The 23,920-nt window shown below is 69.9% G+C and carries 17 protein-coding genes; 9 read left to right on the top strand and 8 right to left on the bottom strand.

What is annotated here, in order from left to right:
* Positions 1-22 precede the first annotated feature (22 nt).
* Positions 23-1,564 carry a CehA/McbA family metallohydrolase gene (locus tag ACIRRY_RS20875; protein WP_403974738.1) on the bottom strand — a complete coding sequence of 514 codons (1,542 nt, stop codon included), beginning with the start codon at positions 1,562-1,564 and terminating at the stop codon, positions 23-25.
* 238 nt (positions 1,565-1,802) lie between these two features.
* Here ACIRRY_RS20875 and ACIRRY_RS20870 point away from each other — a divergent pair, with 238 nt between their 5' ends.
* The 3 genes from ACIRRY_RS20870 to ACIRRY_RS20860 all read left to right on the top strand — a co-directional run bounded on the left by ACIRRY_RS20870 (position 1,803) and on the right by ACIRRY_RS20860 (position 7,104).
* Positions 1,803-4,388 carry a bifunctional FO biosynthesis protein CofGH gene (locus ACIRRY_RS20870; protein WP_403974736.1) on the top strand — a complete coding sequence of 862 codons (2,586 nt, stop codon included), beginning with the start codon at positions 1,803-1,805 and terminating at the stop codon, positions 4,386-4,388.
* Positions 4,389-4,481: 93 nt separating this feature from the next.
* A complete protein-coding gene (locus ACIRRY_RS20865) occupies positions 4,482-5,036 on the top strand; it encodes a hypothetical protein (protein ID WP_403974733.1) in 555 nt (184 codons plus the stop codon).
* 949 nt (positions 5,037-5,985) lie between these two features.
* On the top strand, positions 5,986-7,104 hold the full coding sequence (locus ACIRRY_RS20860) for an ADP-ribosylglycohydrolase family protein (protein WP_403974730.1): 1,119 nt from the start codon (positions 5,986-5,988) through the stop codon (positions 7,102-7,104).
* 1 nt (position 7,105) lies between these two features.
* Here ACIRRY_RS20860 and ACIRRY_RS20855 read toward each other — a convergent pair whose 3' ends face one another.
* Both ACIRRY_RS20855 and ACIRRY_RS20850 read right to left on the bottom strand, forming a co-directional pair.
* A complete protein-coding gene (locus ACIRRY_RS20855; protein WP_403974728.1) occupies positions 7,106-8,683 on the bottom strand; it encodes a sodium:solute symporter family protein in 1,578 nt (525 codons plus the stop codon).
* Positions 8,684-8,818: 135 nt separating this feature from the next.
* A complete protein-coding gene (locus ACIRRY_RS20850; RefSeq protein ID WP_403974726.1) occupies positions 8,819-9,607 on the bottom strand; it encodes an SDR family oxidoreductase in 789 nt (262 codons plus the stop codon).
* 89 nt (positions 9,608-9,696) lie between these two features.
* Here ACIRRY_RS20850 and ACIRRY_RS20845 point away from each other — a divergent pair, with 89 nt between their 5' ends.
* Positions 9,697-10,536 (top strand): hypothetical protein, encoded by an 840-nt coding sequence (locus ACIRRY_RS20845; RefSeq protein WP_403974723.1) that lies wholly within the window; start codon positions 9,697-9,699, stop codon positions 10,534-10,536.
* On the opposite strand, the gene ACIRRY_RS20840 is transcribed toward ACIRRY_RS20845, so the two are convergent.
* On the bottom strand, positions 10,537-12,483 hold the full coding sequence (locus tag ACIRRY_RS20840) for an MFS transporter (protein ID WP_403974720.1): 1,947 nt from the start codon (positions 12,481-12,483) through the stop codon (positions 10,537-10,539).
* Between the two features lie 188 nt (positions 12,484-12,671).
* Complete coding sequence (locus ACIRRY_RS20835; RefSeq protein ID WP_403974718.1) at positions 12,672-15,815, bottom strand: D-alanyl-D-alanine carboxypeptidase; 3,144 nt, start codon at positions 15,813-15,815, stop codon at positions 12,672-12,674.
* Positions 15,816-16,117: 302 nt separating this feature from the next.
* On the opposite strand from ACIRRY_RS20835, the gene ACIRRY_RS20830 reads away from it, so the two are divergent.
* The 3 genes from ACIRRY_RS20830 (at position 16,118) to ACIRRY_RS20820 (ending at position 18,583) form a co-directional block, all read left to right on the top strand.
* Positions 16,118-16,870, top strand: coding sequence for a GPP34 family phosphoprotein (locus ACIRRY_RS20830; RefSeq protein WP_403974716.1), 753 nt, complete (start codon positions 16,118-16,120; stop codon positions 16,868-16,870).
* A 370-nt stretch (positions 16,871-17,240) separates the two neighbouring features.
* Entirely contained in the window at positions 17,241-18,098 is an 858-nt protein-coding gene (locus tag ACIRRY_RS20825) for a helix-turn-helix transcriptional regulator (protein ID WP_200691425.1), read from the top strand.
* Between the two features lie 275 nt (positions 18,099-18,373).
* Positions 18,374-18,583 (top strand): DUF397 domain-containing protein, encoded by a 210-nt coding sequence (locus tag ACIRRY_RS20820; RefSeq protein ID WP_200691424.1) that lies wholly within the window; start codon positions 18,374-18,376, stop codon positions 18,581-18,583.
* 161 nt (positions 18,584-18,744) lie between these two features.
* Here the strand turns inward: ACIRRY_RS20820 and ACIRRY_RS20815 are convergent, their stop codons facing one another.
* The 3 genes from ACIRRY_RS20815 to ACIRRY_RS20805 all read right to left on the bottom strand — a co-directional run bounded on the left by ACIRRY_RS20815 (position 18,745) and on the right by ACIRRY_RS20805 (position 21,221).
* Complete coding sequence (locus tag ACIRRY_RS20815; RefSeq protein WP_403974712.1) at positions 18,745-19,602, bottom strand: MerR family transcriptional regulator; 858 nt, start codon at positions 19,600-19,602, stop codon at positions 18,745-18,747.
* 80 nt (positions 19,603-19,682) lie between these two features.
* On the bottom strand, positions 19,683-20,186 hold the full coding sequence (locus ACIRRY_RS20810) for a glutathione peroxidase (protein WP_403974709.1): 504 nt from the start codon (positions 20,184-20,186) through the stop codon (positions 19,683-19,685).
* A 69-nt stretch (positions 20,187-20,255) separates the two neighbouring features.
* The gene (locus ACIRRY_RS20805) at positions 20,256-21,221 is read right to left on the bottom strand and encodes an ArsR/SmtB family transcription factor (protein ID WP_403975562.1); all 966 of its coding nucleotides are present in this window, start codon (positions 21,219-21,221) and stop codon (positions 20,256-20,258) included.
* A gap of 72 nt (positions 21,222-21,293) precedes the next feature.
* On the opposite strand from ACIRRY_RS20805, the gene ACIRRY_RS20800 reads away from it, so the two are divergent.
* Both ACIRRY_RS20800 and ACIRRY_RS20795 read left to right on the top strand, forming a co-directional pair.
* On the top strand, positions 21,294-22,505 hold the full coding sequence (locus ACIRRY_RS20800; protein WP_403974707.1) for an MFS transporter: 1,212 nt from the start codon (positions 21,294-21,296) through the stop codon (positions 22,503-22,505).
* Positions 22,506-22,790: 285 nt separating this feature from the next.
* Positions 22,791-23,912: a GNAT family N-acetyltransferase gene (locus tag ACIRRY_RS20795; protein WP_403975559.1), complete on the top strand. Its 1,122-nt coding sequence runs from the start codon at positions 22,791-22,793 to the stop codon at positions 23,910-23,912.
* Positions 23,913-23,920 lie beyond the last annotated feature (8 nt).

Genomic DNA, 23,920 nt, shown 5'->3' with positions numbered 1-23,920 from the left:
TATTCCCACCAAACCGCCCGGTTCACCCCTCGGCTTCGCCCAGGACGATCGGATTGGTGAACGCGGCCAGCGCCCCCGGTACCGGTCCCGCCGCCGTCTCGTGCCTCAACTCGGCCCGTACGTACGCCGCGTAGGCCGGAGTCGTCCGCCACTCCACGGTGCCCGCGCCGCCGACCGGCAGCGGATCGCTGGTGAACAGCACCCCTTGGTCCGTCACGAGGCGGACGGTGCAGCGCGGGGCGCCGGTCACCTCCAGACGAATGGTGGCCGGGGCGTCCCGGGCGATCTCCAACCGCCCGCCGATACCGGCGTGTTCGCCCTTCGGCCCCGTCGCCGTGAAGGCGAGCGAGACGTTCTTCGACTCGGCGACATAGGAGTGCCCCGCGCGGATGCCGTCCTGGATCGCCTCCCGCGTCAAGTCCTCGGCCAGGACGACGGTCTGGGGCAGGCCGATCGCGTCCGGGTCGCGATGGGCGTCGCTGTTGCCCATCGCCGGGAGCCACTCCCGGTTCGCCCTCACGGACGCCACCAGCGTCGCGTCCCAGGAGGCCAGGGCGATCTCGTCGTCGGGCGTGTAGGGCCCGTTCCACACCTCGACGGCGTCCGCCTCGCCGAAGCCGAACTTCCAGGCGCAGCCGATGCAGGTGGCGTGCGGATGGGCGGGTACGACGAGGCCGCCGGCCCGGCGGATCTCGCGGGCGAACCGTCCGAAGCGGTTGTCGCGCGCCCGGTAGCGCCAGTCGACGAAGGTGCCGGGCTCGGTGCCGACGGCGACGACGTGACCGTTGCGGGTCGTCACCTCCTCGCCGAGCAGGATCAGCAGTTCGCCGTCTGGATGGGGGCCCGCCTCCGGGGCCCAATGGGGGTGCGAGGACTGGGTGTTGTGGTCGGAGGAGTTGATGAAGTCCAGGCCCGCCGCCCGCGCCAGCGCCGCGATCTCGGCGGGGGTGCGGCGCCCGTCCGAGTACCAGGAGTGCAGATGGCAGTCACCCCGGTACCAGGCCCGCCCGCGCCCCTTCGCCCGCTCCGGCGGATACACCGGCCGCGGCGCGAGCCCCGGTTCGCCGTAGGTGAGCGTGATCGTGAGCTCGTACGACAGTCCCTGCGGGGACACCGTGTACGGACCGAGCGCGATGTGCCAGACGCCGGCGTGCACCGGGCCGGGGAGATAGCCGGGCGTCGCGTCGTCCACCCGGAGGAAGAACTCCGAGCGCGCCCCGCCCGACCAGCCGCGGAAACCCCGGCCGCCCAGGTCCGTGCCGTGCTGGTCGAAGATGCCGATGTCGAGCGCGTTGCCCTGGGTACCGGCCGGGACGGACGGCCTGTCGTACGTATAGGCCACCTTGATCTCGGCGACCCCGGTGGGGACTTCGACCGGCACGTACACATAGTCGGGCGAACCGGTCGGGAGCCTGCCCCGTACCGTCCGCGTCTCCTGGGCGCCGCTCGCCGGGTTCGTCGCACCGCTCGCGAAGGTCACGCTTCCCAACGTAAGCGCGGCAGTGGCGCCCGTCACGAACAGAGCGCGCCGATTGATGCCGTTTCCGTGATCGTCGTCGCACATGCTGCTGCTCCCGGGGTGTCGTGAGTGACGGGGATGGTGCAGAGGTGGCCTGTACGACTCTGATAGTCGGCTGTGAACTCCCGGGCAAGGAAAGGGAATCGGCGGGTGTCGGGAAACCGGAGCCGGAACGGGGAGGGCCACGTGCTCCCCTGCCAGTGACACCGTGTAACGACCTGCCCGGACGGAACGAATCGGGCGCCCCTCTTTGGCCTGATCACACCGATCGTATGCTCGAAGGATGACGACTCCCGCGAGTTCCGGAACCGGCCCGACCGAGAACTCCATGCGTCGCGCCCTCAAACGAGCCCGTGACGGCGTCGCCCTCGATGTGACGGAGGCGGCGGTGCTGCTCCAGGCGCGCGGCGAGGCCCTCGACGACCTCACCGCGTCCGCCGCCCGGGTGCGCGACGCGGGCCTCGACACGGCCGGCCGGCCCGGCGTGATCACGTACTCGAAGAGCGTCTTCATCCCCCTCACCCGCCTCTGCCGCGACAAGTGCCACTACTGCACCTTCGTCACCGTCCCCGGCAAGCTCCGCCGCGCCGGCCACGGGATGTTCATGTCGCCGGACGAGGTCCTCGACATCGCGCGCAAGGGCGCGGCCCTGGGCTGCAAGGAAGCCCTCATCACCCTCGGCGACAAGCCCGAGGACCGCTGGCCGGAGGCGCGCGAGTGGCTCGACGCGCACGGCTACGACGACACGATCGCGTACGTCCGCGCCATCTCCATCCGCATCCTGGAGGAGACGGGCCTGCTCCCGCACCTCAACCCGGGTGTCATGACGTGGACGGACTTCCAGCGCCTGAAGCCGGTGGCCCCGTCCATGGGCATGATGCTGGAGACGACCGCGACCCGGCTCTGGTCGGAACCCGGTGCCCCGCACTACGGCTCCCCGGACAAGGAACCCGCCGTACGGCTACGGGTGTTGGAGGACGCGGGCCGTTCCTCCGTCCCCTTCACCTCCGGCATCCTGATCGGCATCGGCGAGACGTACGAGGAGCGGGCGGACTCCCTCTTCGCGCTGCGGAAGGTGTCGAGGGCCTACCACGGCGTCCAGGAACTGATCATCCAGAACTTCCGCGCCAAGCCGGACACGGCGATGCGGGGAATGCCGGACGCGGAACTCGACGAGTTGGTGGCGACGGTCGCGGTGGCCAGGCACATCATGGGCCCGTCCGCCTGCCTCCAGGCACCCCCCAACCTCGTCGACTCCGAGTACAAGCGCCTGATCGGCGCGGGCATCGACGACTGGGGCGGGGTGTCGCCCCTGACCATCGACCACGTGAACCCCGAACGCCCTTGGCCGCAGATCGAGTTGCTGCGCGAACAGTCGGCGGAGGCGGGCTTCGAACTCCGCGAACGCCTCTGCGTGTACCCCGAGTTCGTGGGCCGCGGCGAACCCTGGCTGGACCCGCGCCTGTTGCCGCACGTACGGGCACTGGCGGACCCGGAGACGGGTCTGGCCCTTCCCGACGCGGTCGTGGAGGGCCACGCGTGGCAGGAGCCGGAGGAGGCGTTCGTGTCCTCAGGCCGCACGGATCTGCACACCGCGATCGACACGGAGGGCCGTACGTCCGACCGCCGTGACGACTTCGACGAGGTCTACGGCGACTGGGCCGCCCTGCGCGAGGCGGCGGCGCCCGGCATGGTCCCCGAGCGCATCGACACGGACGTACGGCAGGCACTGGCGACGGCGGCCGACGACCCCACGAAGCTGACCGACGCGGAGGCCCTCGCCCTGCTGCACGCGGACGGTCCGGCGCTGGACGCGCTGACGCGGATCGCGGACGACGTGCGGAAGTCGGTGGTCGGGGACGAGGTGACGTACATCGTCACGCGGAACATCAACTTCACGAACGTCTGCTACACGGGCTGCCGTTTCTGCGCCTTCGCGCAGCGCCGTACGGACGCGGACGCGTACACACTCTCGCTGGACCAGGTGGCGGACCGGGCCCAACAGGCCTGGGAGGTCGGGGCAGTCGAGGTCTGCATGCAGGGCGGCATCCACCCCGACCTGCCCGGGACGGCGTACTTCGACATCGCGAAGGCGGTGAAGGAGCGGGTTCCCGGGATGCACGTCCACGCGTTCTCCCCCATGGAGGTCGTCAACGGCGCGACGCGCACCGGCCTTTCGATCCGCGAGTGGCTGACGGCGGCGAAGGAGGCGGGACTCGACACCATCCCCGGCACGGCGGCGGAGATCCTCGACGACGAGGTGCGGTGGGTCCTGACGAAGGGCAAGCTGCCGACGGCGACCTGGATCGAAGTCGTCACGACGGCCCACGAGTTGGGCATCCGTTCGTCCTCGACGATGATGTACGGCCATGTGGACCAGCCGCGACACTGGCTGGGCCACCTGCGGACCCTCGCCGGAATCCAGCAACAGACCGGCGGCTTCACGGAGTTCGTGACGCTGCCGTTCATCCACACGAACGCGCCGGTGTATCTGGCGGGGATCGCGCGCCCGGGTCCGACGATGCGGGACAACAGGGCGGTGGTGGCGATGGCGCGGCTCCTGCTGCACCCGTACATCCCCAACATCCAGACGAGCTGGGTGAAGCTGGGCTCGGAGGGGGCGGCGGAGATGCTGCGCTCCGGGGCGAACGATCTCGGCGGCACGTTGATGGAGGAGACGATCTCGCGGATGGCGGGTTCGTCGTACGGCTCCTACAAGTCGGTGCGCGATCTGGTCGCCGTGGCGGAACTGGCGGGACGGCCGGCGCGGCCCCGCACCACCCTCTACGGAGAGGTCTCGGAGGAGCGGCAACGGACGGCGTCCGTCTCGGACGGGCACCTGCCGGAGCTGCTGCCGGTGCTGGACTGAGGGTCCGGGTGGGCGGATGGGGGCCGGTACGATGATCCGACCCCTGTTCGATCGGGATGCGGGGGCTGTGAGTAGCTGAGGAGATGCGTGCCCGTGCCTGCCTCCAAGGTCTGGGTGACCGGTCTGACGGTGGGAGCGATCGCCGCGGTCACGGTCCTGGCCGTCCAGGCCAACAAGGGCCCGCACCCGAAGGCGCCCGCCGCCGCCCGCCCGAACGCCTCGGCGTCCGCGCACGCGTCCACGTCCCCGAAGCCGCACGTGACGGCCGCCGCGGTGCCGGCCTCCTCCGGGACCGGGCGGCGCATCGTCTACGCCGTGGGGCAGAAAAGGGTCTGGCTGGTCGACGCGAGCGACAAGGCCGGCCGTACGTTCGCTGTCTGGCCCGGCACGGTGAGCCCTGAACCGGGTAAGTACACGGTGTCCGTCCGCAAGGACGCCACGACGGGTTCCGACGGCGTCCAGATCGAGAACATCGTCTACTTCGCCACCAAGTCCGGCCTCAACATCGCCTTCTCCAACGCGGTGGACGGCTCCTCGCCGCCGCCGGCTGCGGGCAAGGAGACGGGCGGAGTGCGGATGGGCAAGGCGGACGGGGCGGCGTTGTGGGCGTTCGGGACGACGAGTACGAAGGTGATCGTGGTCAAGTAGGGGGTTGCTGTGGCCGTGGGTTGTGGTGTGAGCGTTGGGCCACTCGCTTCTTTGTGAGTGTCGGGATTGTGTGAGCCGAGTAAAGGGCGCTCCCTGCGGTCGCGTCGGCTGCGCCGATTTCGCTGCGCTCCACCCTTGACTCGGCTCACACAATCCCGTTTGAGAAGCGAGCGAGTGGCCCGGAGGAATGGGTGGCCAGGCATGAAGTCCCTTGCCTGTGCTGCGTTGTGGGCCGGTGTGGAGGGTGCGCGGTGGCGTGTCGCCTGCACGCCGGGTGGGCTTAGCGGCCAACGGTGAGTGGGGACTTCCGAGACGCAGAAATGGGACAGCCGGGGGTGGGCGGGGTGGCACATCTCCCCGCCCCGGGTCTTCCGTCCCGCCCTGCCGACCCTGTCCTCTCTGGAAGCTGGGGTCTTTTCTAACCGGTCAAGATGTGTGTGAGTGGTTAGTTTTGCCCCCAGCTTCCAGCACCCACCCATCCGCCCATCCCATCCCTTCCCGCCCGCTGTTGGCCGCCGAGCCGACCGGCCCGGTGTGCCGCACTGGGGTGTTGTCTTGTCTCGGAAGTCCCCACTCGCTCTTGGCCGCTGAGCCGACCCGGCGTGCTGGCGAGGCGCGAGCGCGCTCCCTCGCTCCGGCCGAGAACGCAGTACAGGTAAGGGACTTCATGCCTGGCCACCCGTTCCTCCGGGCCGCTCGCTCGCTTCTGAAACGGGGTGGAGCGGGTCGTGTCAAGGGTGGCCCGCAGGGCCATCGCCGTAGGCGACGCGTAGCGCAGCGGAGCGCCCTTTACTCGGGCCGTGGAAGCCCGACACTGGCTGAGAAGCGAGTGGCCCAACGTTCACATCGAAACGAAGGTGCCTCCAACTCCCCCCCTCAACCCACCGTCCCCGTTCGATTACAGTGCTGAACTGACTCGTACGTACGGACGGAGCCCGAGGAGGTCTTGGTGGGTACGGCAATCGGGGCCGTCTGGGGCCGGGTCGAGCAGCAGGATTTTCGTAGTCGGGTGCGGGGGACGCTGCTGGGGGCCGCGGTCGGGGACGCGCTCGGTGCGCCTGTCGACCTGTTGGCGATCGACGAGATCCGGGAGGCCTACGGGGCGGAGGGTGTCGTAGATCTCGCGTTCGGGTACGGGCGGCGTGGGGCCGTCACTCATCTCACGCAGCTCACGCTGTTCAGCGTGGACGGGCTGATCCGGGCGCAGGTGAGGAGGGACACCGGGGCCTGGCATCCGCCGACCGATCTGCATCGGGCCTATCTGCGGTGGGCCGCCACTCAGCATGACTGGGGGCCCGATGAGCGCCGTAAGGATGACGGGTGGCTTGCGCGGGAAGAATGGCTCTACGCTCGGCGGGATCCAACTCGGGCCTGTTTGCTGGGGTTTGGGGACGAGCGGATGGGGACTCTCGACGCGCCCAAGAATCCCGGTGAGGTGGGGGGCGAGGCGACCGCCCGTTCCGCGCCGTTCGGGCTGCTCGTGGGGTGGGAGCCGCAACTCGTGATGCAGCTTGCCGTGGAGTGTGCCGCGCAGACCCATGGGCATCCCGTGGGGTATCTCTCCGCCGGTGCGTACGCCGTCATCGTGCACGGGCTGGCGCGGGGCGAGAGCCTCGACTCCGCCGTGCAGCGGGCGCTCGCCCTGCTGGCCGCCAGGCCGGGGCATCAACCCGTGTCCGACGGCCTTCAGCGTGCCCTCGGTGCCGTACGGCAGGGCCTGCCCACCGCCGGGCGGATCGAGGAGCTGGTGGGGGAGGGGAGTGCGGATGGGCTGCTCGCGGGGGCCGTGTACTGCGCGCTCGTGGGGGACGACGTACGGCACGGGCTGTGTCTGGCCGTGAATCACGGCGGGCCCTCCGGGGCCGCGGGGGCGCTCACCGGTGGGCTGCTCGGGGCCCTGCACGGCGAGACGGCCCTCCCGCCGGCCTGGCTGGCCGAACTGGAGGGCCGTCCCACACTGCTCGTGCTCGCGGACGACTTCGCCGTGGAGATGACCCAGGGGCCCGCGTTGCACGGGCCCGCCGGGTCCTCTCCGGGCTGGATCGCCCGGTATCCCAGAGGTGCCTGAACTACGACTGCCTGCCCACCACGTCGTCCTCCGCCCCCGCCTGCGCCGGTACCGCCACGGCGGCCGCCTCGCCGTCGTCGTCCCCGCCGCCGTTGATCTTCTCGATCAGCGCGTCCCGTTCCGGGGTGTCCTCGGGCTTCACATAGCCGATGAGGATGTAGAGGATCAGGGAGACCGCGAGGGGGATCGACACCTGGTACTGGAGCGGGACCCCGCCGTCGACCTCCCAGTTGATGGGGTAGTTGACCAGCCAGAAGGCCAGCAGGCCCGCCGCCCAGCTCGTCAGCGCCGCCGTGGGGCCGGACTTGCGGAAGGGGCGGAGCAGACCCAGCATCATCGGGATCGCGATCGGGCCCATCAGGCCCGCGACCCACTTGATGACGACCGTGATGATGTCCTTGAACGTGGGCGAGTTGATCTGCGTCGCCACCGACATCGACAGGCCGAGGAAGACGACCGTCGTCACGCGGGCCGCGATCAGCCCCGAACGGTCGTTCCACGCACGGGCCTTGGCCGATACGACCGGTGCCACGTCCCTCGTGAAGACCGCCGCGATCGCGTTCGCGTCGGACGAGCACATCGCCATCGTGTGGGAGAAGAAGCCGACGACCACCAGGCCCAACAGGCCGTGTGGCAGCAGTTGTTCGGTCATCAGGCCGTACGAGTCGGAGCCGTCCGGTTTCTGCGCGTGGACCAGGAGCGGTGACATCCACATGGGGAAGAACAGGACCGTCGGCCAGATCAGCCACAGTGCCGCCGACAGCCGGGCCGAACGCTCGGCCGCCTGCGGGCTGGTGGTGGCCATGTAGCGCTGGGCCTGATTGAGCATGCCGCCGTTGTACTCGAAGAGCTTGATGAAGAGGAACGCGAGGAGGAACACCGTGCCGTAGGGGCCGACGAGTGGTTTGCCGTGGCCCTGGAGCGCCGGTTCGTCCCAGGCGCCGAAGAAGCCGATGCCCTTGTCGTTCAACTTCAGTACGACCGCCACGAACATGGAGACGCCCGCGAGCAACTGGATGACGAACTGGCCGAGTTCGGTCAGCGCGTCCGCCCACAGGCCGCCGATCGTGCAGTAGATCGCCGTGATCCCGCCGGTGATGAGGATGCCCTGGTTCAAGGACACACCCGTGAACACCGAGAGCAGGGTCGCGATCGCCGCCCACTTCGCGGCCACGTCCACGATCTTCAGGAGCATCCCGGACCAGGCGAGCGCCTGTTGGGTCTTCAGGTTGTAGCGGTTCTTCAAGTACTCGAGCGGGGACGCCACATGGAGCCGTGAGCGCAGCCGGTTGATGCGCGGCGCGAACAGCTTGGAACCGATGGCGATGCCCAGCGCGATCGGGAACGACCAGGTGATGAAGGATGTGACGCCGTACGTGTAGGCGATGCCCGCGTAGCCGGTGAACATCACCGCGCTGTAGCCCGACATGTGGTGCGAGATGCCGGACAGCCACCAGGGCATCTTTCCGCCGGCCGTGAAGAAGTCGCTCACGTTGTCGACGCGTTTGTGCGACCACACGCCGATCGCGACCATCACGCCGAAATAGCCGATGAGCACGGCCCAGTCGAGCCCGTTCATATGCGCCCTCCCACGATGGAGCCGGTTCAGCCCGGGGCTCATCGTGGGCGGTCGCGCGTGAGCACGACAAGTAAGCGTGAGGTCAAGGGGGAGTAAAATCGTTCGGATTGATGTTCCGTGTTCACCTACATGAACTCATCGCATCAGCTCCCCGGCGTTGACCAGCAACGACTGGCCCGTGATCGACCGCGCCCGGTCCGACGCCAGGAACACCGCCGCGTCCGCCACATCCCCGTCCGTCGCCAGTTCGGGCAGCGCCATCCGGTCGGACAGCCGCTTCAGCACCTCCGCCTCCGGCACCTTCTCCGTGTGCGCGGTGAACTGCACGTAGGCCTCCACCGGCGGCCCCCACATCCACCCCGGCAGCACGGTGTTCACCCGGATCCGGTACGGCCCCAACTCCCTTGCCAGCGAGTACATCGCGCTCGTCAACGCCCCCTTCGACGCCGCGTACGCCGCCTGCCGCACCTGCGACGGGGCGGCCACCGCCGACTGCGTCCCGATGAACACCACCGAGCCCCCGCCGGCCTCCTTCAGGGCCGGCAGGCACGCCCGCGTCATCCTCAGTGTGCCCAGCAGATTGACGTCGATCACCGACTGCCAGGTGGCGAAGTCCGCGTCCTCGACCCCGCCGAAGTAGCTGTCCCACGCGGCCACTTGGACCACCGCGTCGACCCGCCCGAACCGCTCCCGCGCCACCGCCGCGAGCGCCTCGCACTGCGCCTCGTCCGTGATGTCGGTGGCACGGTACGCCGTGTGCGTGCCGTCGGGATCGATCTCGGCGGCCGACTTGGCGAGATTCGCCTCCGTGCGCGCGCCGAGCACGGCGTTCCCTCCGTCCCGTACGACGGCCGCGGCGACCTGGTGGCCTAGTCCGGCCCCGACCCCCGACACGATGACGGTCTTGCCCGCGAGCAGCGACATGAGAGTCCTCCCGACCTGGCTATGGCGCATTTTCTGACGGGGCGTCAGAGTATGGGCGACCGGAGGAGGAAGGAAGGGGAGGAGCGCCCATGTCTGAGGACACCCGCAGCCAGACCTACGCCGAACTGGCCGCCGTGGGACCGTACGGGGTGCGGCCCGGCCATGCGCTGATCACCATGGTCGAACCGCATCCGGGACACGAGTACGCGTACAACCGCTGGTACGAGGACGACCACTACTACGCCGGCGCGATGGCCATGCCCTGGATGTACGCGGGCCGCCGCTGGGTCGCCACCCGGGACCTCCAACTCCTGCGCCACCCCGAGAAGTCGGCGATCGCCCAGCCCGTCACCGCCGGCTGCTACCTCTCCACGTACTGGGTCACCGAGGGCCGCTACGACGAGCACATGAAGTGGACCGTCGGCATCAACAAACGGCTGAACCGGGACGGGCGGGTGTACCAGGACCGTACGCACGTCTTCACGGCGTTCCAGGACCACGAGGCGACCGTCTACCGCGACGGCGCGGCCGGGCCGCGGGACTTCCACGCCCTCGACCACCCTTACGCCGGGCTGGTGTTGGAGGTCGTCGACAGCGAATCGGCCGAACAGCGCGCCGAGTTGCTGGAGTGGCTGCGCTCTCGGCACCTGCCGAAGCGGCTCGCGGGGTCCCCGGCCGCGATGGTGACGATCTTCCGCCCGACCCCGCTGCCGGGCGACCGCATGACCTACGTCAAGCAGGTCGAGGGGGTCGACACGCGGCTGACGTTGTTGTGGTTCCTGGAGGCGGATCCGCGGGAGTGCTGGGAGGGGTACTTCGCGGATCTCGAAGCGCCGGTGGCCGAATCGGGGCTGGGGAGGGTGGAGTTGGTCGCGCCCTTCATTCCGACGGTGCCGGGCACGGACCGGTACGTGGACCGGTTGCGGTGACTACTTCAGTTCATCGGGACACGGCGTACCCCGAGGCAACTGGTAAGGCGCCGCCAGTCGATACGTCCCCGCCTTCGGCGCCAGCAACATCGTCCACTTGTCGCCCTTCGAGTCCTCCTCCGTCTCCATCAGACAGCCGTTGAGGTTGTCGTACGTCTTCGGGGTGTCCTCGGCGCGATGCTTGGACGCGTCGGTCTCCTGCGGCGCCTTGAGGCTCTTGCCCTTCGCGTCGACGATGCTCAGCCAGGGCGAGTACGGGATGCGGATGAGGATCCGGCCCTTCTTCTTCACCTCGATGGTCAGCTCGCCCTGCTCGGCCCGGTCGACGACCGCGTTCGGCTCGGCGAGCGGCGCCGGGTCGGTGACCTGGAAGAGCTGCCAGTTCGCGTCGCCCCAGACCTGCTTCAGATACGGCATCCCGCGCTGCACCAGGGCGCGTTCGCGCTCGCCGCCGTCGCCGTCCGGCTGGTCCTTGGGCAGCACGACGTAGTGGACGGCCCAACGCTGAAGCCACTCGTGGTAGTTGGCCGAGTTGAGCGTGTCGTCGTAGAAGAGCGGGTTGCGCTCCATGTCGGCCTGGCGGTTCCAGCCGCGCGCGAGGTTGACGTACGGCGCGAGGGCGGAGGCCTCGATGTGGGAGCGGGACGGGGCGACCTCGACGCGACCGCGTTCGGCGCCGACCGTCTGGAGTTCGTTGACGAGCGGGGCAAGTTCGTGCGACCAGGACGCGGCCGGGGCGGTGTTGATGACGTCGTCGACCGACTTGAAGCCGATCCATCCGGTGAAGCCGACGAAGGCCAGCACGATCGCGTACCACTTGCGCGAGCGCGGCACCGCGAAGGGCAGGGCGGAGATCAGGGTCACCCCGGCGAACAGCATCGCCAGCCGGCTGATGTTCGAGCCGATCTGCGAACTGACCAGCCAGACGAGGACGACCCCGATGCTGTACACCGCCGCCGTGATCCGTACGGTCGTCCACTCGCGCGGCACCAGGAAGTAGACCAGCACTCCGGACGCCAGCGGCAGGATCATCGAGCCGAACAGCATCGGCTGCGTGCCGGAGAACGGGAACAGCCACGCCGACACCGCCACCACGGCCGCGGGCGCGAGCCCGAGGGCCCAGGCCCCTGGGCGCCGCTTCTGCAGGAACAGCGCCACGGCGACCAGGCCCACGAACAGGCCGGCCACCGGTGACGACATGGTCGCGAGCGCCGCCAGCGGGGCCGCGCACAGGGCCTTCGCCCAGCGTTTGTAGCGCCAGCGGTAGGGCCAGCAGAAGACGACGGCCACCGCGCCGAGCCCGAACACCAGGCCCAGGCCGTACGTCACCCGGCCCGACGCCGCGTTGCACAGCAGCGCGAAGACACCCGCGAGCGAGGCCCACAGCGGGTTCTTCACCGAGCGGCTGCGGATCAGGATCATGGTGAGCAGGCCCGCCGAGATCGTCCCGGCGATCATCATCGTCGTACGGACACCGAGGACCGACATCAGATACGGCGAGACCACGCTGTACGACACCGGGTGCATGCCGCCGTACCAGGCGAGGTTGTACGCCGAGTCGGGGTGCCGGCCGACGAACTCCGCCCAGGCGTCCTGCGCCGCGAGGTCGCCGCCACTGTTCGCGAACGTGAAGAACCAGACGACGTGGAGGATGCCGGAGAGGAGTGTGAAGCCGATCACCGGGTGGCGGAGGAAGGGGGCGCGGAGGCGGTCGATCAGGAGCGCCCACCGGGTGTTCCGCTCCGGCGTTGCGGTGGTGTCTCCGGCTCCGGCTGGGGCTGCGTCGGTGTCCGCGGCCGACGGGCAGGTGCTGTCGGTCGGGTGACGTGTGTCGTCAGTCGTGTGACGTGTGTCCGCTGTCGCGGTGTGCGCGGGCAGCTGTATTCGCGGGCCGGCTCCCGGGCCCGGATCGGCATCGTCGGCGCGTGTCGGCTCCGCTGTGGCCACCTGAAGGCACTCCCCGTGTCCCGTCTTCTGTTCTCGGCCGCGTCCTGTCCCGTTCCCGGCCTGTTCGACGCCGCGTCCCGCTTGACCGGCGACGTGCCCCGATTCGCGACGCTAGCACGCACCCCGCCGGTGAGCTCCCGGGTGGGTGCCCGGCCGGCGGGGTGCGGTGACGTACATCGCCTCGTGGGTCAGCCGAGACGGGTCAGCTTGGCGGTCAGGGCCGGTTCCGCGAGATCCTTCTGGAGAGCGACCGGCACCTTGACGGCACCGCTCGAACCGTCGCCCACGGTGAGCGTGCCCACCTTGGTGCCGGCCTTCGCGGTGTGCGGTACGGCGTCGGGGGCGAAGGACAGCTTCACCTCGAGGCCGGCCCAGCCGACCGCCGAGACGTCCTTGGTGACGACGACGGGGGTGTGACCGCCGAGCTGGTCGTCGACGTACCCGACGACGTCGCCCTTCTTCAGGATCTTCGCCGACTTCATCGCGTCCTGCGCCGCGAGCATCGCCGTCTTGCTGACCGCGTTGACCGTGTCGATGATCGGCGCGGTGTGCTGGCCGAGGATCGCGCCGACGACAACGGCCGTCTCACCGCCGACCTCCTTGGTGGCGGCGAAGAGCAGGTTGCCGCCGGCCGCGGTGGTGGTGCCGGTCTTGATGCCGAGCGAGTTGTTGTACGGCACCAGGCGGTTGTAGTTGGTCCACTTCTTGCCGGACGGGTCGACCCAGCTCGGCAGCTTGGTGATGTCCATCAGGGCCTGGATCTTGACCAGTTGGTTGCCCAGCTTCACCTGGTCCTCGGCGGTGGAGACCGTGGTCTCCTTCAGGCCCGAGGCGTCGGTGTACGTCGTGTTCGTCATGCCGAGCGACTTGGCGGTGTCGTTCATCTTCTTGATGAACGCGGCCTCGGAGCCCGCGTCCCAACGGGCCAGCAGGCGCGCGATGTTGTTCGCCGACGGGATCATGATCGCCGACAGGGCCTGCTTCTCGGTGAGGACGTCGCCGGCCTTGACGGTGTTGAGGGTGGACTCGCCGTCCTTGTCGTAACCGCCCTCCTTCTCGGCGGTCGCGTCGACGGTGATCTTCGCGCCCTCCGCGCCCGACTTCAGCGGGTGGTCCTTGAGGACGATGTACGCGGTCATCGCCTTCGCCACGGAGCCGATCGCGACCGGGGTCTGCTTGCCGAAGTCGCCCATCGTGCCGATGCCGTTGACGTCCATCCAGCCCTGGCCCTCGCTGGGCCACGGGAGGTCGGCCTTCGCGCCGTCGAAGGTGTACGAGTCTTCGGCGGTCAGGGTGAGGGCGGGGGTCGGGAGCGGGCGCAGGGCCTGTACTACCGCAAACACGATCGCCAGGAGGAGGACCAGGGGGGTCCAGATCTTGACCCTGCGGATCGCTGTGCGCACCGGAGTCTGCGCGGGTGGCGGGGTGTTGGTCAGTTCGGCGAGGAGGTCCAGCGGGGGCTTCGGGGGGAGCGGTTGCTGGGTGGTGTGTTCGGGGCCGACGTGGGGGACGGCGCGGGTGGCGTCCGGGCGGGGGGTGTCCCTGCGGGGCGCGCTGGGTGTGCGGGGTTCGTCGAGGGGCTTCAGTGCGACGAACTTGCTGGTGCGCTCGGCGGGGGTCTCCGGGGTCTCGGGGACCTTGGGTGCCTTGAGCATGGTGGTCGGCTGGTCCACCGGGGGCTTCGGTGGGCGTGGGGCCTTGAAGACGGCGGTGGGGTGATCGAGCGCCTCGGCTTCGCCGTCGCCGCCGTTCGTTTTCCCACCCGCACCGCCCGTGCGGGTCGCGTTGTCGGGTGCGGGTGGGGCCTGCGGGTGGCGATCGCCGTCGGCGGCCTTCGGACGAGGGGTGGGGGTGGCGTCTTTGGTGCCGGCGGCACCCGTGGCCCGGGGATCCGCGTCCGCGTCGCCTTCGGCGCCCACCGCGCCAAGCTCCGCGTCTGCGGTGGGGGCGGTGTCGCCTTCGGTGGCTTCCGGGCGGCTGTCTGTCTTGGGCGCGGTCGGGTCGGAAGTGGCCCTGTCTTCGGCGGAGTTGGGGCGGGCGTCCGTCTTCGGCGCGGGGGTGCCGGAGACGGGCTTGCCTTCGGCGGGCTCCAGGCGGTTGTCGGCCTTCGGCGCGGGTGAGTCGGAAGTAGCCCTGTTTTCAGTGGACTCGGGGCGGTCGTCCGGCTCCGGGCCGGTGGCTTCGAAGGACGTCTCGCCTTCGGTGACTTCCGGACGGATGTCCGCCTTTGGCCCGGTCGGATCGGAAGTGGCCCTGCCTTCAGCCGACTTGGGGTGGGCGTCCGTCTTCGGCTCGGTTGCGTCGGAGGCGGGCTCGTCTTCGGTGGGCTCTGGACGGGCGTCCCGCTCCGGGCCGGTCGCTTCGAGGGGTGACTTGCCCTCGGCGGGCTTCGGAGCGGTGTCGGTGTCGGCCGTGTCCGTCTCGGCTTCCGCAGATCCCGCTTCGGCGGTCTCGTCGGCCTTGGGGGTATCGCCCGAGGCGGAGTCGGCGGCGGTCGGGCGGGTGTCAGCAACCGCGTCGGCTTCGGCGGCTCTGTCGGTCTCGTCGGGCTTCGTGGCCGTGGGTGTCCTGTCCGACGGGGAAGCATCCTCCGCGTCGGAGACCGGCTCACTGGTGGTGGCGTCGCTCCCAGCGGCAGCGGCAGCGGCAGCTGGAGCGGGAGTGGCCGCGACAGCAGGAGCGGTAACGGCAGCCGCACCGTCAGTGACCCGATCGTCCTCGGTCGCGTCGCCGGTCTCGGGCTCGGACTCGGGCGCGGTTCCGGCCGTAGCCGAGTCGCGAGCCTCGTCGCCCGCGGAAGATGCCCCCGCGTCGCCGCCGTGCCCGGCCTCCAGGCCCTCCGTGGGCGTCTCCGCGTCCCCGGAGCCGTCCTCGGCCGTAGCGGCGTCCTCGGAGCCTTCAGCGCCCCCGTCAGGCTCGGGCGGCTCCGACTCCGACTCCGGCCCCGACGTCACCCATGCCGCCACAGCCGCCCGCAACCGCGCATCGCCGTCCGGACCGCCCTTGGCGGAAGGGTTCTGCGCCGGGGTGCCCTCGGAGGCCTCGGCGTCGACGGAGTCACCGGCATCGGTATCGGCGGACTCGTCGTCCGCCTCCGCCGTCTCCGGCCGCAACTCGCGAATCGAGAAGATCTTCGTCGCCGTGTCCACGCCCCCGCCCCCGCGCTGAACCGCCGCGGACGGTGCCGTGTCCTCTCGGGCCACCGCCAACCGGGGATCGCGTTCACCCCTGGCCTCAGGAACCGGACTCGCGCTCCCCGGCGTCGGTTCTGCCGACGACTCGCGCTGCTTCGACCTGTCGGGGGACTCGCCCGCCACCGATGCCTCCTCCATGCGCCGCACGTCCAGCGTGCGTCAAACCGAACCGACCGAGATAACCGGGTTAGCCACAAAAACAGCCACAGAATCAGCTGGAAAGTCAGCTGGTGACTCAGCTGGAAAATCTCTTACCCGTCGTCCGGACAACGCATCAACACCGTTGTCCGAACCATGTACCAGTGTCCTGTGTGCGGGCTTGGCCCCTGCGGTAGACGAGAACGACATACCTGCTGGTTCCATCACGAACCGGTCACGCACCCTCGACAGACCAATGTGAGAGGGGTCACCCTGTCATTCATCCACGCGGGGAGGCATGGATGGGCAAGAGCCGCAGAACTCTTCCGGAAGAGCTTCTGCTGCTGGCATTGGACCCGGCCACGGGTACCACTGCGCAGCCGCAGTCGCTCGACCTCGGTCTGGCCGGAGCGCAGCTAGTGGAGCTGGCGCTGGCCGGACGGATAGCCCCGGACGGGGATCGTATCGCCGTGGTGGTACCACGGCCGACCGGAGATCCGACTTTGGACTGCGCGTTGGAGTTGCTGCGAAGGCGTGGCGCTCCTGTACGGGCAGTGAACTGGATTGGCGGGCCCCGACTGGGACTTCGCCAGACCTACCTCTCGCATCTGGAGCGGTGCGGCATGGTGCATGCCGTGGCGGGACAGATGTGCGGGGTGTTGCCGACGACTCGCTACCAGGCGACGGACAACGAGATCAGCCGCGAGATCAGGGGCCGACTCGATTCCGCGATCCGCACCGGCGTACCGCCGGACCCGCGGACAGCCGCGCTCGCCGCACTGGCGCACGCGGTCGGTCTCGGCAAGCACCTGTATCCGGGTAATGAGGGACGCTCGTCCCGCTCCCGGCTGCGGGACCTGATCAGGCACGACCCCATGGGCGGACTCGTGGCGCACGCCGTGATGGACGTCCAGAACGGGGTGGCGGCACAGCCACGCCGTAGCCCGGCCCCGGCCGGCCGTCAGGCCGCGCCCGGATCAAGGCCACCGGAACCGGCTCGTGGCGTTCCGATGCAGCCGCACCGCGGCACCATGGCGCGCGCCGTGGCTCACTGAGCCGCAGTCCCACGGCACACGCCCGCACCGCGGAGCGGCACGCACGACCGGCACCACCGCAGTACGCACCACAGGCAGGACAACGCCGCACCGCCAGTCCCCAAGACCCGGTTCGGGAGCCGCTGGTCCGAGCGGGGTGGAGTAGACGTAACGTCTCTCCACCCCGCTCGGCCGCATCTACGGACGCCGTGGGCAACCGGAACCCGGCTCGTACCTGCCGCATATCCACCGTTTCCCAGCGGTAGAAACCACCTTGGTGGCAGTCTGCTCAACAGCAGATACGCAAAGTGGCAAGCAGTGAGCAGCAAGTAGCGGCAAGTAGCAGCAAGCAGTGGCAAGTAGAGGCATGCAGCCGGAGGTGCACGTTCCCGTGGCGTCAAGTGTCAATCCCACCGTCAGGCGACGCCGGTTGGGCCAGGAGTTGCGTCGGCTCCGCGAGCTCAAGGGCATGACGGCCGAAGAGGTCGCCGAGCGGCTGCTGGTGTCGCAGTCGAAGATCAGCCGGCTGGAGAACGGACGGCGCAGCATCAGCCAGCGCGACGTCCGTGACCTGTGCGGGGTCTACGAGGTCGAGGACGTCCGGATCGTCGACTCGCTCATGCAGATGGCCAAGGACTCGCGGCAGCAAGGCTGGTGGCACTCCTTCGGCGACATCCCGTACAGCGTCTACATCGGACTGGAGACGGACGCGGCGAGTCTGCGCGTCTACGATCCCCAGGTCGTCCCCGGCCTGTTGCAGACGCGGCAGTACGCCGAGGCGCTCATCACCGGGGCGTTGCCCGAGACCGCCCAGGCCGACGTCGACAAGCGGGTCCAGGTGCGGCTGCGCCGGCAGGAGCGGATCTCCGCGCCCGAGAACCCGCTGCGGCTGTGGACCGTGATGGACGAGTCCGCGGTGCGCCGCGTGGTCGGCAACCGCTCCCTGATGCGGGACCAGTTGGAGCACCTCGTCGAGCAGTCCCAACTCCCGCACGTGACCGTGCAGGTGATCCCGTTCGACATGGGCGCCCATCCCGGGCTCAACGGGCAGTACGCGATCCTGGAGTTCCCCGACGCGGCGGACTCCAGCGTCGTCTACATCGAGGGCGTCACCAGCGACCTGTACCTGGAGAAGGCGAACGACGTCCAGAAGTACAGCGTGATGTACGAGCACTTGAGGGCGCAGGCCCTGAACGTGGACCAGTCCCGTCAGTTCATCGCGGACATCGCGAAGGACTACGCGCGCTGAGCGGTGGTCCCGGCGGGGCGCGGGGGGTCCTGAGAGGCTCCTCCGGCGGAAGGTGCGGGAGAATACACCTTCCGCCGGGTCGAATGGAAGACACCAGGGGTATATGCCACCCGGTCGAGTGAATGGCCTCTCCGCCCGCCGATGTTGGCGAGTAGCGTCGATCACGCCATCGAGCAACAGGCTTTGGCGCAAACCGTGTTGTACGTCCGGAGTGTTCGTGGCCGGACGTGGATGCGCGGGGACAGCACTCATCAACTGGCATAACCGGAGCAAAAATGGCAATTCGTCAGGGCGCCACGGACATGTGGACCAAGTCCACGTACTCCACCGGGAACGGTGCATGCGTCGAGGTCAAGTCACCGGTTCTCGCGGCCATGGCCGTACGGGACTCCAAGGTCGACGGGGGTCCGGCGCTGGACTTCCCCGCGGACTCGTGGAACGCCTTCGTGGCGGAGGTCGCGCGGGGGGCGCACGACCTTCACTGATGCCGCTGGGTCACCTTTCACAACTCCATAAGCAGCAAAGGCAGTTCAACAAGTAAGAGCCCTCTCGACTGGCCCGCCGTCCTGGCCGAGGGGGCTCGGCTTGTGCCCGCGATCACTCCAGCTGGTTCACTCCACCGGAAGCGGCACGGGAAACATCGCCGTCACTCCACCGGGAACGCCACGTCGCACACCGCGTCCCCCGGCCCCGCCGCCCCCCAGTCCGCGAAGTACACCTCGCGGCACGGCCCGGCGTACCGCAGCCCCTGCCCGGCGACCCACTGCTCCACCGCCTCGAACGCGGCCAGGATCTGCGGATGCGCCACCTGCGCCTTGGTGATCCGGGTGTAGGCCAGCCGCCGGGCCGGCTCCACCCGGACCGTCGTCTGCCGGGCCTGGCCCTGCCGTGCGACCCACGCCCGCGCCGCCGCCTCGTCCGCGACCGGCACACAGGACTCGGCCGGGCCGTCGCTCTCCACCGACACCTCGGCGTGGTAGACGACGAACGGCGAGCCGCTCCCGCCCCCGCACTCCCGCGCCGCCGCCTCCAGGCGCCCCAGCGAGGCCCCGATCCAGGCCGGCAACTCGTCCGCGAGGGTGTGCCGGGTCTCGGTGATCAGCACCTGTTCCGGTACCTCGACCGTCTCGACCACGAACTTTCCGTACATCTCGGAGCTCCTCCCCGACAGTCGTGCACGGAGGTACTCGGCGAGCGTGCGCTGCCCGGCGATGCGGGTCTCGACGTCCGTCCAGTACGCGGCGAGGAGTGCGGCCGCGTCCGTCCCGTCCGCCTCCACCAGCTCGGCGATCCTGGCCAGCGGCATGTCCAACTGCCGTAGCAGCGCCACGAGTCGGGCTCGCTCGACCTGGTTCGCGCGGTAGTAGCGGTAGCCGCTCACCCCGTCGACACGATCCGGCTCCAGCAGCCCGAGCCGGTCGTACAGCCGCAGCGCCTTGGCCGAAAGCCGCGCCCGCGCCGCGAACGCGCCGATGGTCAGCAGTTCGTCGTCCACCCGAGTCATCCTCCGTCACCGGGCGGTATCTGTCCGCCCGGTGACAAGGAGGCTCGGCCCTGCCCCAGGGGCAAGGTCAACAGCCGGGACTAGGCGACGGCCGTCTCCACCGCCGCCACGACCTCCGCCGACTCCGGCTCGGTCTGCGGGGAGAAGCGGGCGACGACCGTGCCGTCGCGGCCGATCAGGAACTTCTCGAAGTTCCAGCGGATGTCACCGGTGTGGCCCTCGCCGTCCGCGAAGCCCACGAGCCGCTCGTACAGCGCGTGCCGGCCGTCCCCGTTGACCTCGACCTTCTCGGTCAGCGGGAAGGTCACGCCGTATGTCGCCGAGCAGAACTCGGCGATCTCCTCGGCGCTGCCGGGCTCCTGCCCGAGGAACTGGTTGCAGGGCACGCCGAGCACGGTGAAGCCCTGCGCCGCGTACCGCTCCTGGAGCCGCTCAAGGCCCGTGTACTGGGGGGTCAGCCCGCACTTGGAGGCCACGTTCACCACGAGGACGGCCTGGCCCGCGTACTGCGAGAGGTCCGCGGAGCCGCCCTTGAGCGACCCGATCTCGACGGCGAGGGGACCCGTGTTCTCTGTAGTCGTCATAACCGGATGCTAACTCCGGTAAATGTCGTTCTCCCCACGGGGGCATGCGCCTCCGCGCTCACAGGCGGTCTACAGCCCCGCCGCCTTCACCACGACCTCCCCCGCCGCCGTCCGCGAGTACAGCACCGACCGCCCCGCCCGCCGCCGCTCCACCAGCCCCGCGTCCAGCAGCACCCGCAGATGCCGCCCCACCGAGCCCAGCGCCTGCCCCGTCACGGCGGTCAGCTGGCTGGTGCTCATCGGCGACCCGAGCAGCGTCAGCACGCCCGCCCGCGCGGGGCCCAGCAGCGCCCCCAGGCTCGCGGGGACCGCCCGCGAGGCACGGTCGGCGAGGGCGCCCGAGCAGGAGTAGACGATGGCGTAGCGGTCCGGCTCCTCCCAGGACACCCAGCCGCTCCTGGGGGTGACGGGCACGAAGACCAGTTCCGCGCCGGAGATCTCCCGCGGCGGGTACTCGTGCAGATTGACCTGGAGCCGGTTCTCCCCGAGCCACCGCGTCCGCCCCGGCCGCAGCGCGTCCACCACGGCCGCCCAGCCGCCCTGGCTCACCTGTGCGGTCCGGGCGACGACATCGGCCTCCAGCACGAGCCGGCGCCGCTCCCAGGAGGGCCGTACGGTCTCCTCCCACACGTACTCCAGGAGCCGGGCCGCCCGCTCGGGCAGATCGTCGCGTTCCAGGGCGGCGGGGAGCGGACCGGGGAGGGAGACCGTGAGGTTGGCCCGCGCGGTGGCGGGAGGTGCCGCCCGCACCCGGGCGACGGCCGCCTCGAACGGCTCCCGGTCTCTCGGCGTGGGCGAGAGGAAGTCGGCGATCCAGGCCCGCCCGAGCCCCGCCCGCAGCAGCAGCCCGGTGACCGGATCGTCCGCCAACAGCCGCCGGTACGATGGCAGATGCTCCCGCAGCCACATCTGTTCACCGGGGTGCGAGGCCGCCCCCAGATGCAGCAGCTTGAGCGCGGCGAAGGCCTCGGCGAACGGCGACAGCACGAACCGGCTCCGCGCGAGGGTGTCGGCGTTGAGCTGCCACCAGCCCATCCGGACCCCCCTCATGTTTCGCGTCCGCGCGAAAGAATACGACCCCCGCGGGCACCCCCTCAGACTCACCGCATGCGCAGCTATCGCGAGCTCTTCCGCACCCCCGAATACACCCCGTTCTTCTTCTCCTTCGCCGCCCAGAACGCGGCCCTGACCATCAGCGGCCTGGCGCTCGCGACCCTCGTCTACCGCGCGACGGAGTCCCCCTTGCTGTCGGCGGTGAGCATGTTCGGGCCGCAGCTCGCCCAGATGCTCGGCGCGACCTTCTTCCTCTCGGGCGCGGACAGACTGCCCCCGCGCGTGACGCTCACCGGCATCAACTCCGCCTTCGCGGTCTGTACGGCGGTGCTGGCGACGCCCGGTCTGCCGATCGGAGCGGTCTTCGGCATCGTGTTCCTCCAGGGCCTGATCGCCTCGCTGGGCGGCGGGGTGAGCGGCGGCCTGCTGAACGAGATCCTCTCCAAGGACGGCTATCTGCTGGGCCGTTCGGTCTTCAACATGGCCTCGGGCCTGATGCAGGTCACCGGTTTCGCGACGGGCGGAGTCCTGCTGGCAGTGCTCTCCCCCCGCACCTGCCTCCTCCTGGCGGCGGCCCTGTACGCCACGACAGCGGTGCTCCTCCGCCTCGGCCTGACCGCCCGCCCACCCCGCACCGCGGGCCGCCCGTCCGTCGCGGCCACCTGGCGCACGAACGCCCTCCTGTGGTCCTCCCGCCCCCGCCGCCTCACCTACCTCGGCATGTGGGTCCCCAACGGCCTGGTGGTGGGCTGCGAATCCCTCTACGTCTCCTACGACTCCGGGTCCGCAGGTGTGCTGTTCGCGAGCGCGGCCCTGGGCATGTTCGTCGGCGATCTGACCCTGGGCCGTTTCGTCCCGCCCGCCCTGCGCGCCCGCCTGGACATCCCGCTCCGCCTCCTGCTGGCCACGCCGTACCTGTTCTTCGCGCTGCGCCCCGGCATGCCCTGGGCCGCCATCGCGGTGTGCGTGGCCTCCGTCGGCTACGGCGCGAGCCTGGTCCTCCAGGAACGCCTGATGGAACTCACCCCCGACGAACTGGCGGGCCACGCCCTCGGGTTGCGCTCCGCGGGCATGCTCACCATGCAGGGCATCGGCGCGGCCGTAGCGGGCACGATCGCCCAACTCACCTCCCCGCCGACGGCGATGACCCTGGCGGCCCTGGCGTCGGTGGCGGTGACCTTGACCCTGGGGGTGCTCGGCCGGCAGGTACGGCGGGAGGCGAAGCTCTCCGCGACACAACCGGCCCAACCGGCCCAACCCGCCTGAGGGCAATGGGTGTTGGGGCGCCGGGCCGGCCGGGGGTGAGCGAGGGGGGCCTGGTGCGCGTGGGTCAACTCATAGGAGAGGCGGGCAATTCCGGCAACACCGGTGGGCCCCCCGGGTGATCCGTACTTTTCCGTAGCCACAGGCGCCCTTGGCGGCGTCCGTACTGTTTCGCGACGTTTGGGCACTCCCGAACTGTTCGTGTCTCGTCGTACCTTGGGATACGTAGGCAGGACGCGGACGACGCGTCGTGGGGGAAATGTGGGGGGACGGTCGCCCATGCGATCCATGCGATCCGCCGGCAAGGCGGACATCACGATCCACAGACCGGAGGAGCTCGGTACCACGCTCCGCCAGGCCTGGCACAAGGCGATGGACGAGTCGCCGGACTACGCGAACCCTTTTCTGGCACCGGAGTTCGCGGACGGCGTCGGCCGCTATCGCGGCGGTGCGCAGGTGGCGGTTCTGCACGAGGGCGGGGAGCCGGTCGGCTTCCTCCCGTACGAGCGCAACGCCGTCGGTGTCGGCCGGGCCATCGGCCTGGGCCTCTCCGACTGCCAGGGCCTGGTGCACCGGCCCGGAGTCACCTGGGACGTCCAGCAACTCCTGCGCGCCTGCGGCCTGTCGGTCTTCGAGTTCGACCATCTCGTCGAGGAACAGCAGCCGTTCGGCCGCCATGTCACGGGCACCTTCGCGTCCCCGGTGATCGACCTGAAGGACGGCGACGGCGAGGTCCCCTACCCCGAGTGGCTGCGCGGCGCGTACCCGGGCATCGCCAAGACGACCCTGAAGAAGGAACGCAGACTCGGCCGCGACCTCGGCGAGATGCGCTTCGTCTACGACGACCGCGACCCCGAGGTGCTGCACACGCTGATGCGCTGGAAGTCGGCCCAGTACCGCAGGACCGGCCGCATGGACCGCTTCGCGCGCCCGTGGATCGTGGACCTGGTGGACCATCTCTTCCGCGTCCGCGAGGAGCACTTCACCGGCGTCCTGTCGGTCCTCTACGCCGGCGACCGCCCGGTGGCGGCCCACTTCGGCCCGACCTCCCGCACGCTGTTCGCGGCCTGGTTCACGGCGTACGACCCCGAACTCCGTTACTACTCACCGGGGTTGATCATGCACCTCAGGATGGCCGAGGAGGCGGGCCGGCACGGCGTACGCCTCATGGACCTGGGGCGCGGCGACAAGGAGTGGAAGGACTGGCTCAAGACCCGCGAACTGCGCGTCGGCGAGGGCTTCGCCACCCGCCCCCACCCGGTGGCGGCGGCCCACCGCCTGTGGCGCCGCCCGGTCCGCGGCCTGCGCAACACGGTCCTGGCCCACCCGTCCCTGCGCGACCCGGCGGACCGCCTCCTCAAAACGGTGGGCACGCTGCGGACGACGGGCAAGGTGCCGCCCAGGAAGTGACGATCCGG

It is taken from the genome of Streptomyces sp. NPDC101776, assembly GCF_044766845.1.
GTDB lineage: Bacteria > Actinomycetota > Actinomycetes > Streptomycetales > Streptomycetaceae > Streptomyces.
This window is presented reverse-complemented; position numbering and strand designations above follow the sequence as displayed.

What these genes read in the sequence shown, in the direction of transcription:
- ACIRRY_RS20845 (WP_403974723.1), top strand. Translation starts at nt 9,697, where the DNA reads ATGTCTGAGGACACCCGCAGCCAGACCTACGCCGAACTGGCCGCCGTG.
- ACIRRY_RS20835 (WP_403974718.1), bottom strand. Translation starts at nt 15,815, where the DNA reads ATGGAGGAGGCATCGGTGGCGGGCGAGTCCCCCGACAGGTCGAAGCAG.
- ACIRRY_RS20830 (WP_403974716.1), top strand. Translation starts at nt 16,118, where the DNA reads ATGGGCAAGAGCCGCAGAACTCTTCCGGAAGAGCTTCTGCTGCTGGCA.
- ACIRRY_RS20795 (WP_403975559.1), top strand. Translation starts at nt 22,791, where the DNA reads ATGCGATCCGCCGGCAAGGCGGACATCACGATCCACAGACCGGAGGAG.
- ACIRRY_RS20870 (WP_403974736.1), top strand. Translation starts at nt 1,803, where the DNA reads ATGACGACTCCCGCGAGTTCCGGAACCGGCCCGACCGAGAACTCCATG.
- ACIRRY_RS20855 (WP_403974728.1), bottom strand. Translation starts at nt 8,683, where the DNA reads ATGAACGGGCTCGACTGGGCCGTGCTCATCGGCTATTTCGGCGTGATG.
- ACIRRY_RS20810 (WP_403974709.1), bottom strand. Translation starts at nt 20,186, where the DNA reads ATGACGACTACAGAGAACACGGGTCCCCTCGCCGTCGAGATCGGGTCG.
- ACIRRY_RS20805 (WP_403975562.1), bottom strand. Translation starts at nt 21,221, where the DNA reads ATGGGCTGGTGGCAGCTCAACGCCGACACCCTCGCGCGGAGCCGGTTC.
- ACIRRY_RS20820 (WP_200691424.1), top strand. Translation starts at nt 18,374, where the DNA reads ATGGCAATTCGTCAGGGCGCCACGGACATGTGGACCAAGTCCACGTAC.
- ACIRRY_RS20875 (WP_403974738.1), bottom strand. Translation starts at nt 1,564, where the DNA reads ATGTGCGACGACGATCACGGAAACGGCATCAATCGGCGCGCTCTGTTC.
- ACIRRY_RS20800 (WP_403974707.1), top strand. Translation starts at nt 21,294, where the DNA reads ATGCGCAGCTATCGCGAGCTCTTCCGCACCCCCGAATACACCCCGTTC.
- ACIRRY_RS20815 (WP_403974712.1), bottom strand. Translation starts at nt 19,602, where the DNA reads ATGACTCGGGTGGACGACGAACTGCTGACCATCGGCGCGTTCGCGGCG.
- ACIRRY_RS20850 (WP_403974726.1), bottom strand. Translation starts at nt 9,607, where the DNA reads ATGTCGCTGCTCGCGGGCAAGACCGTCATCGTGTCGGGGGTCGGGGCC.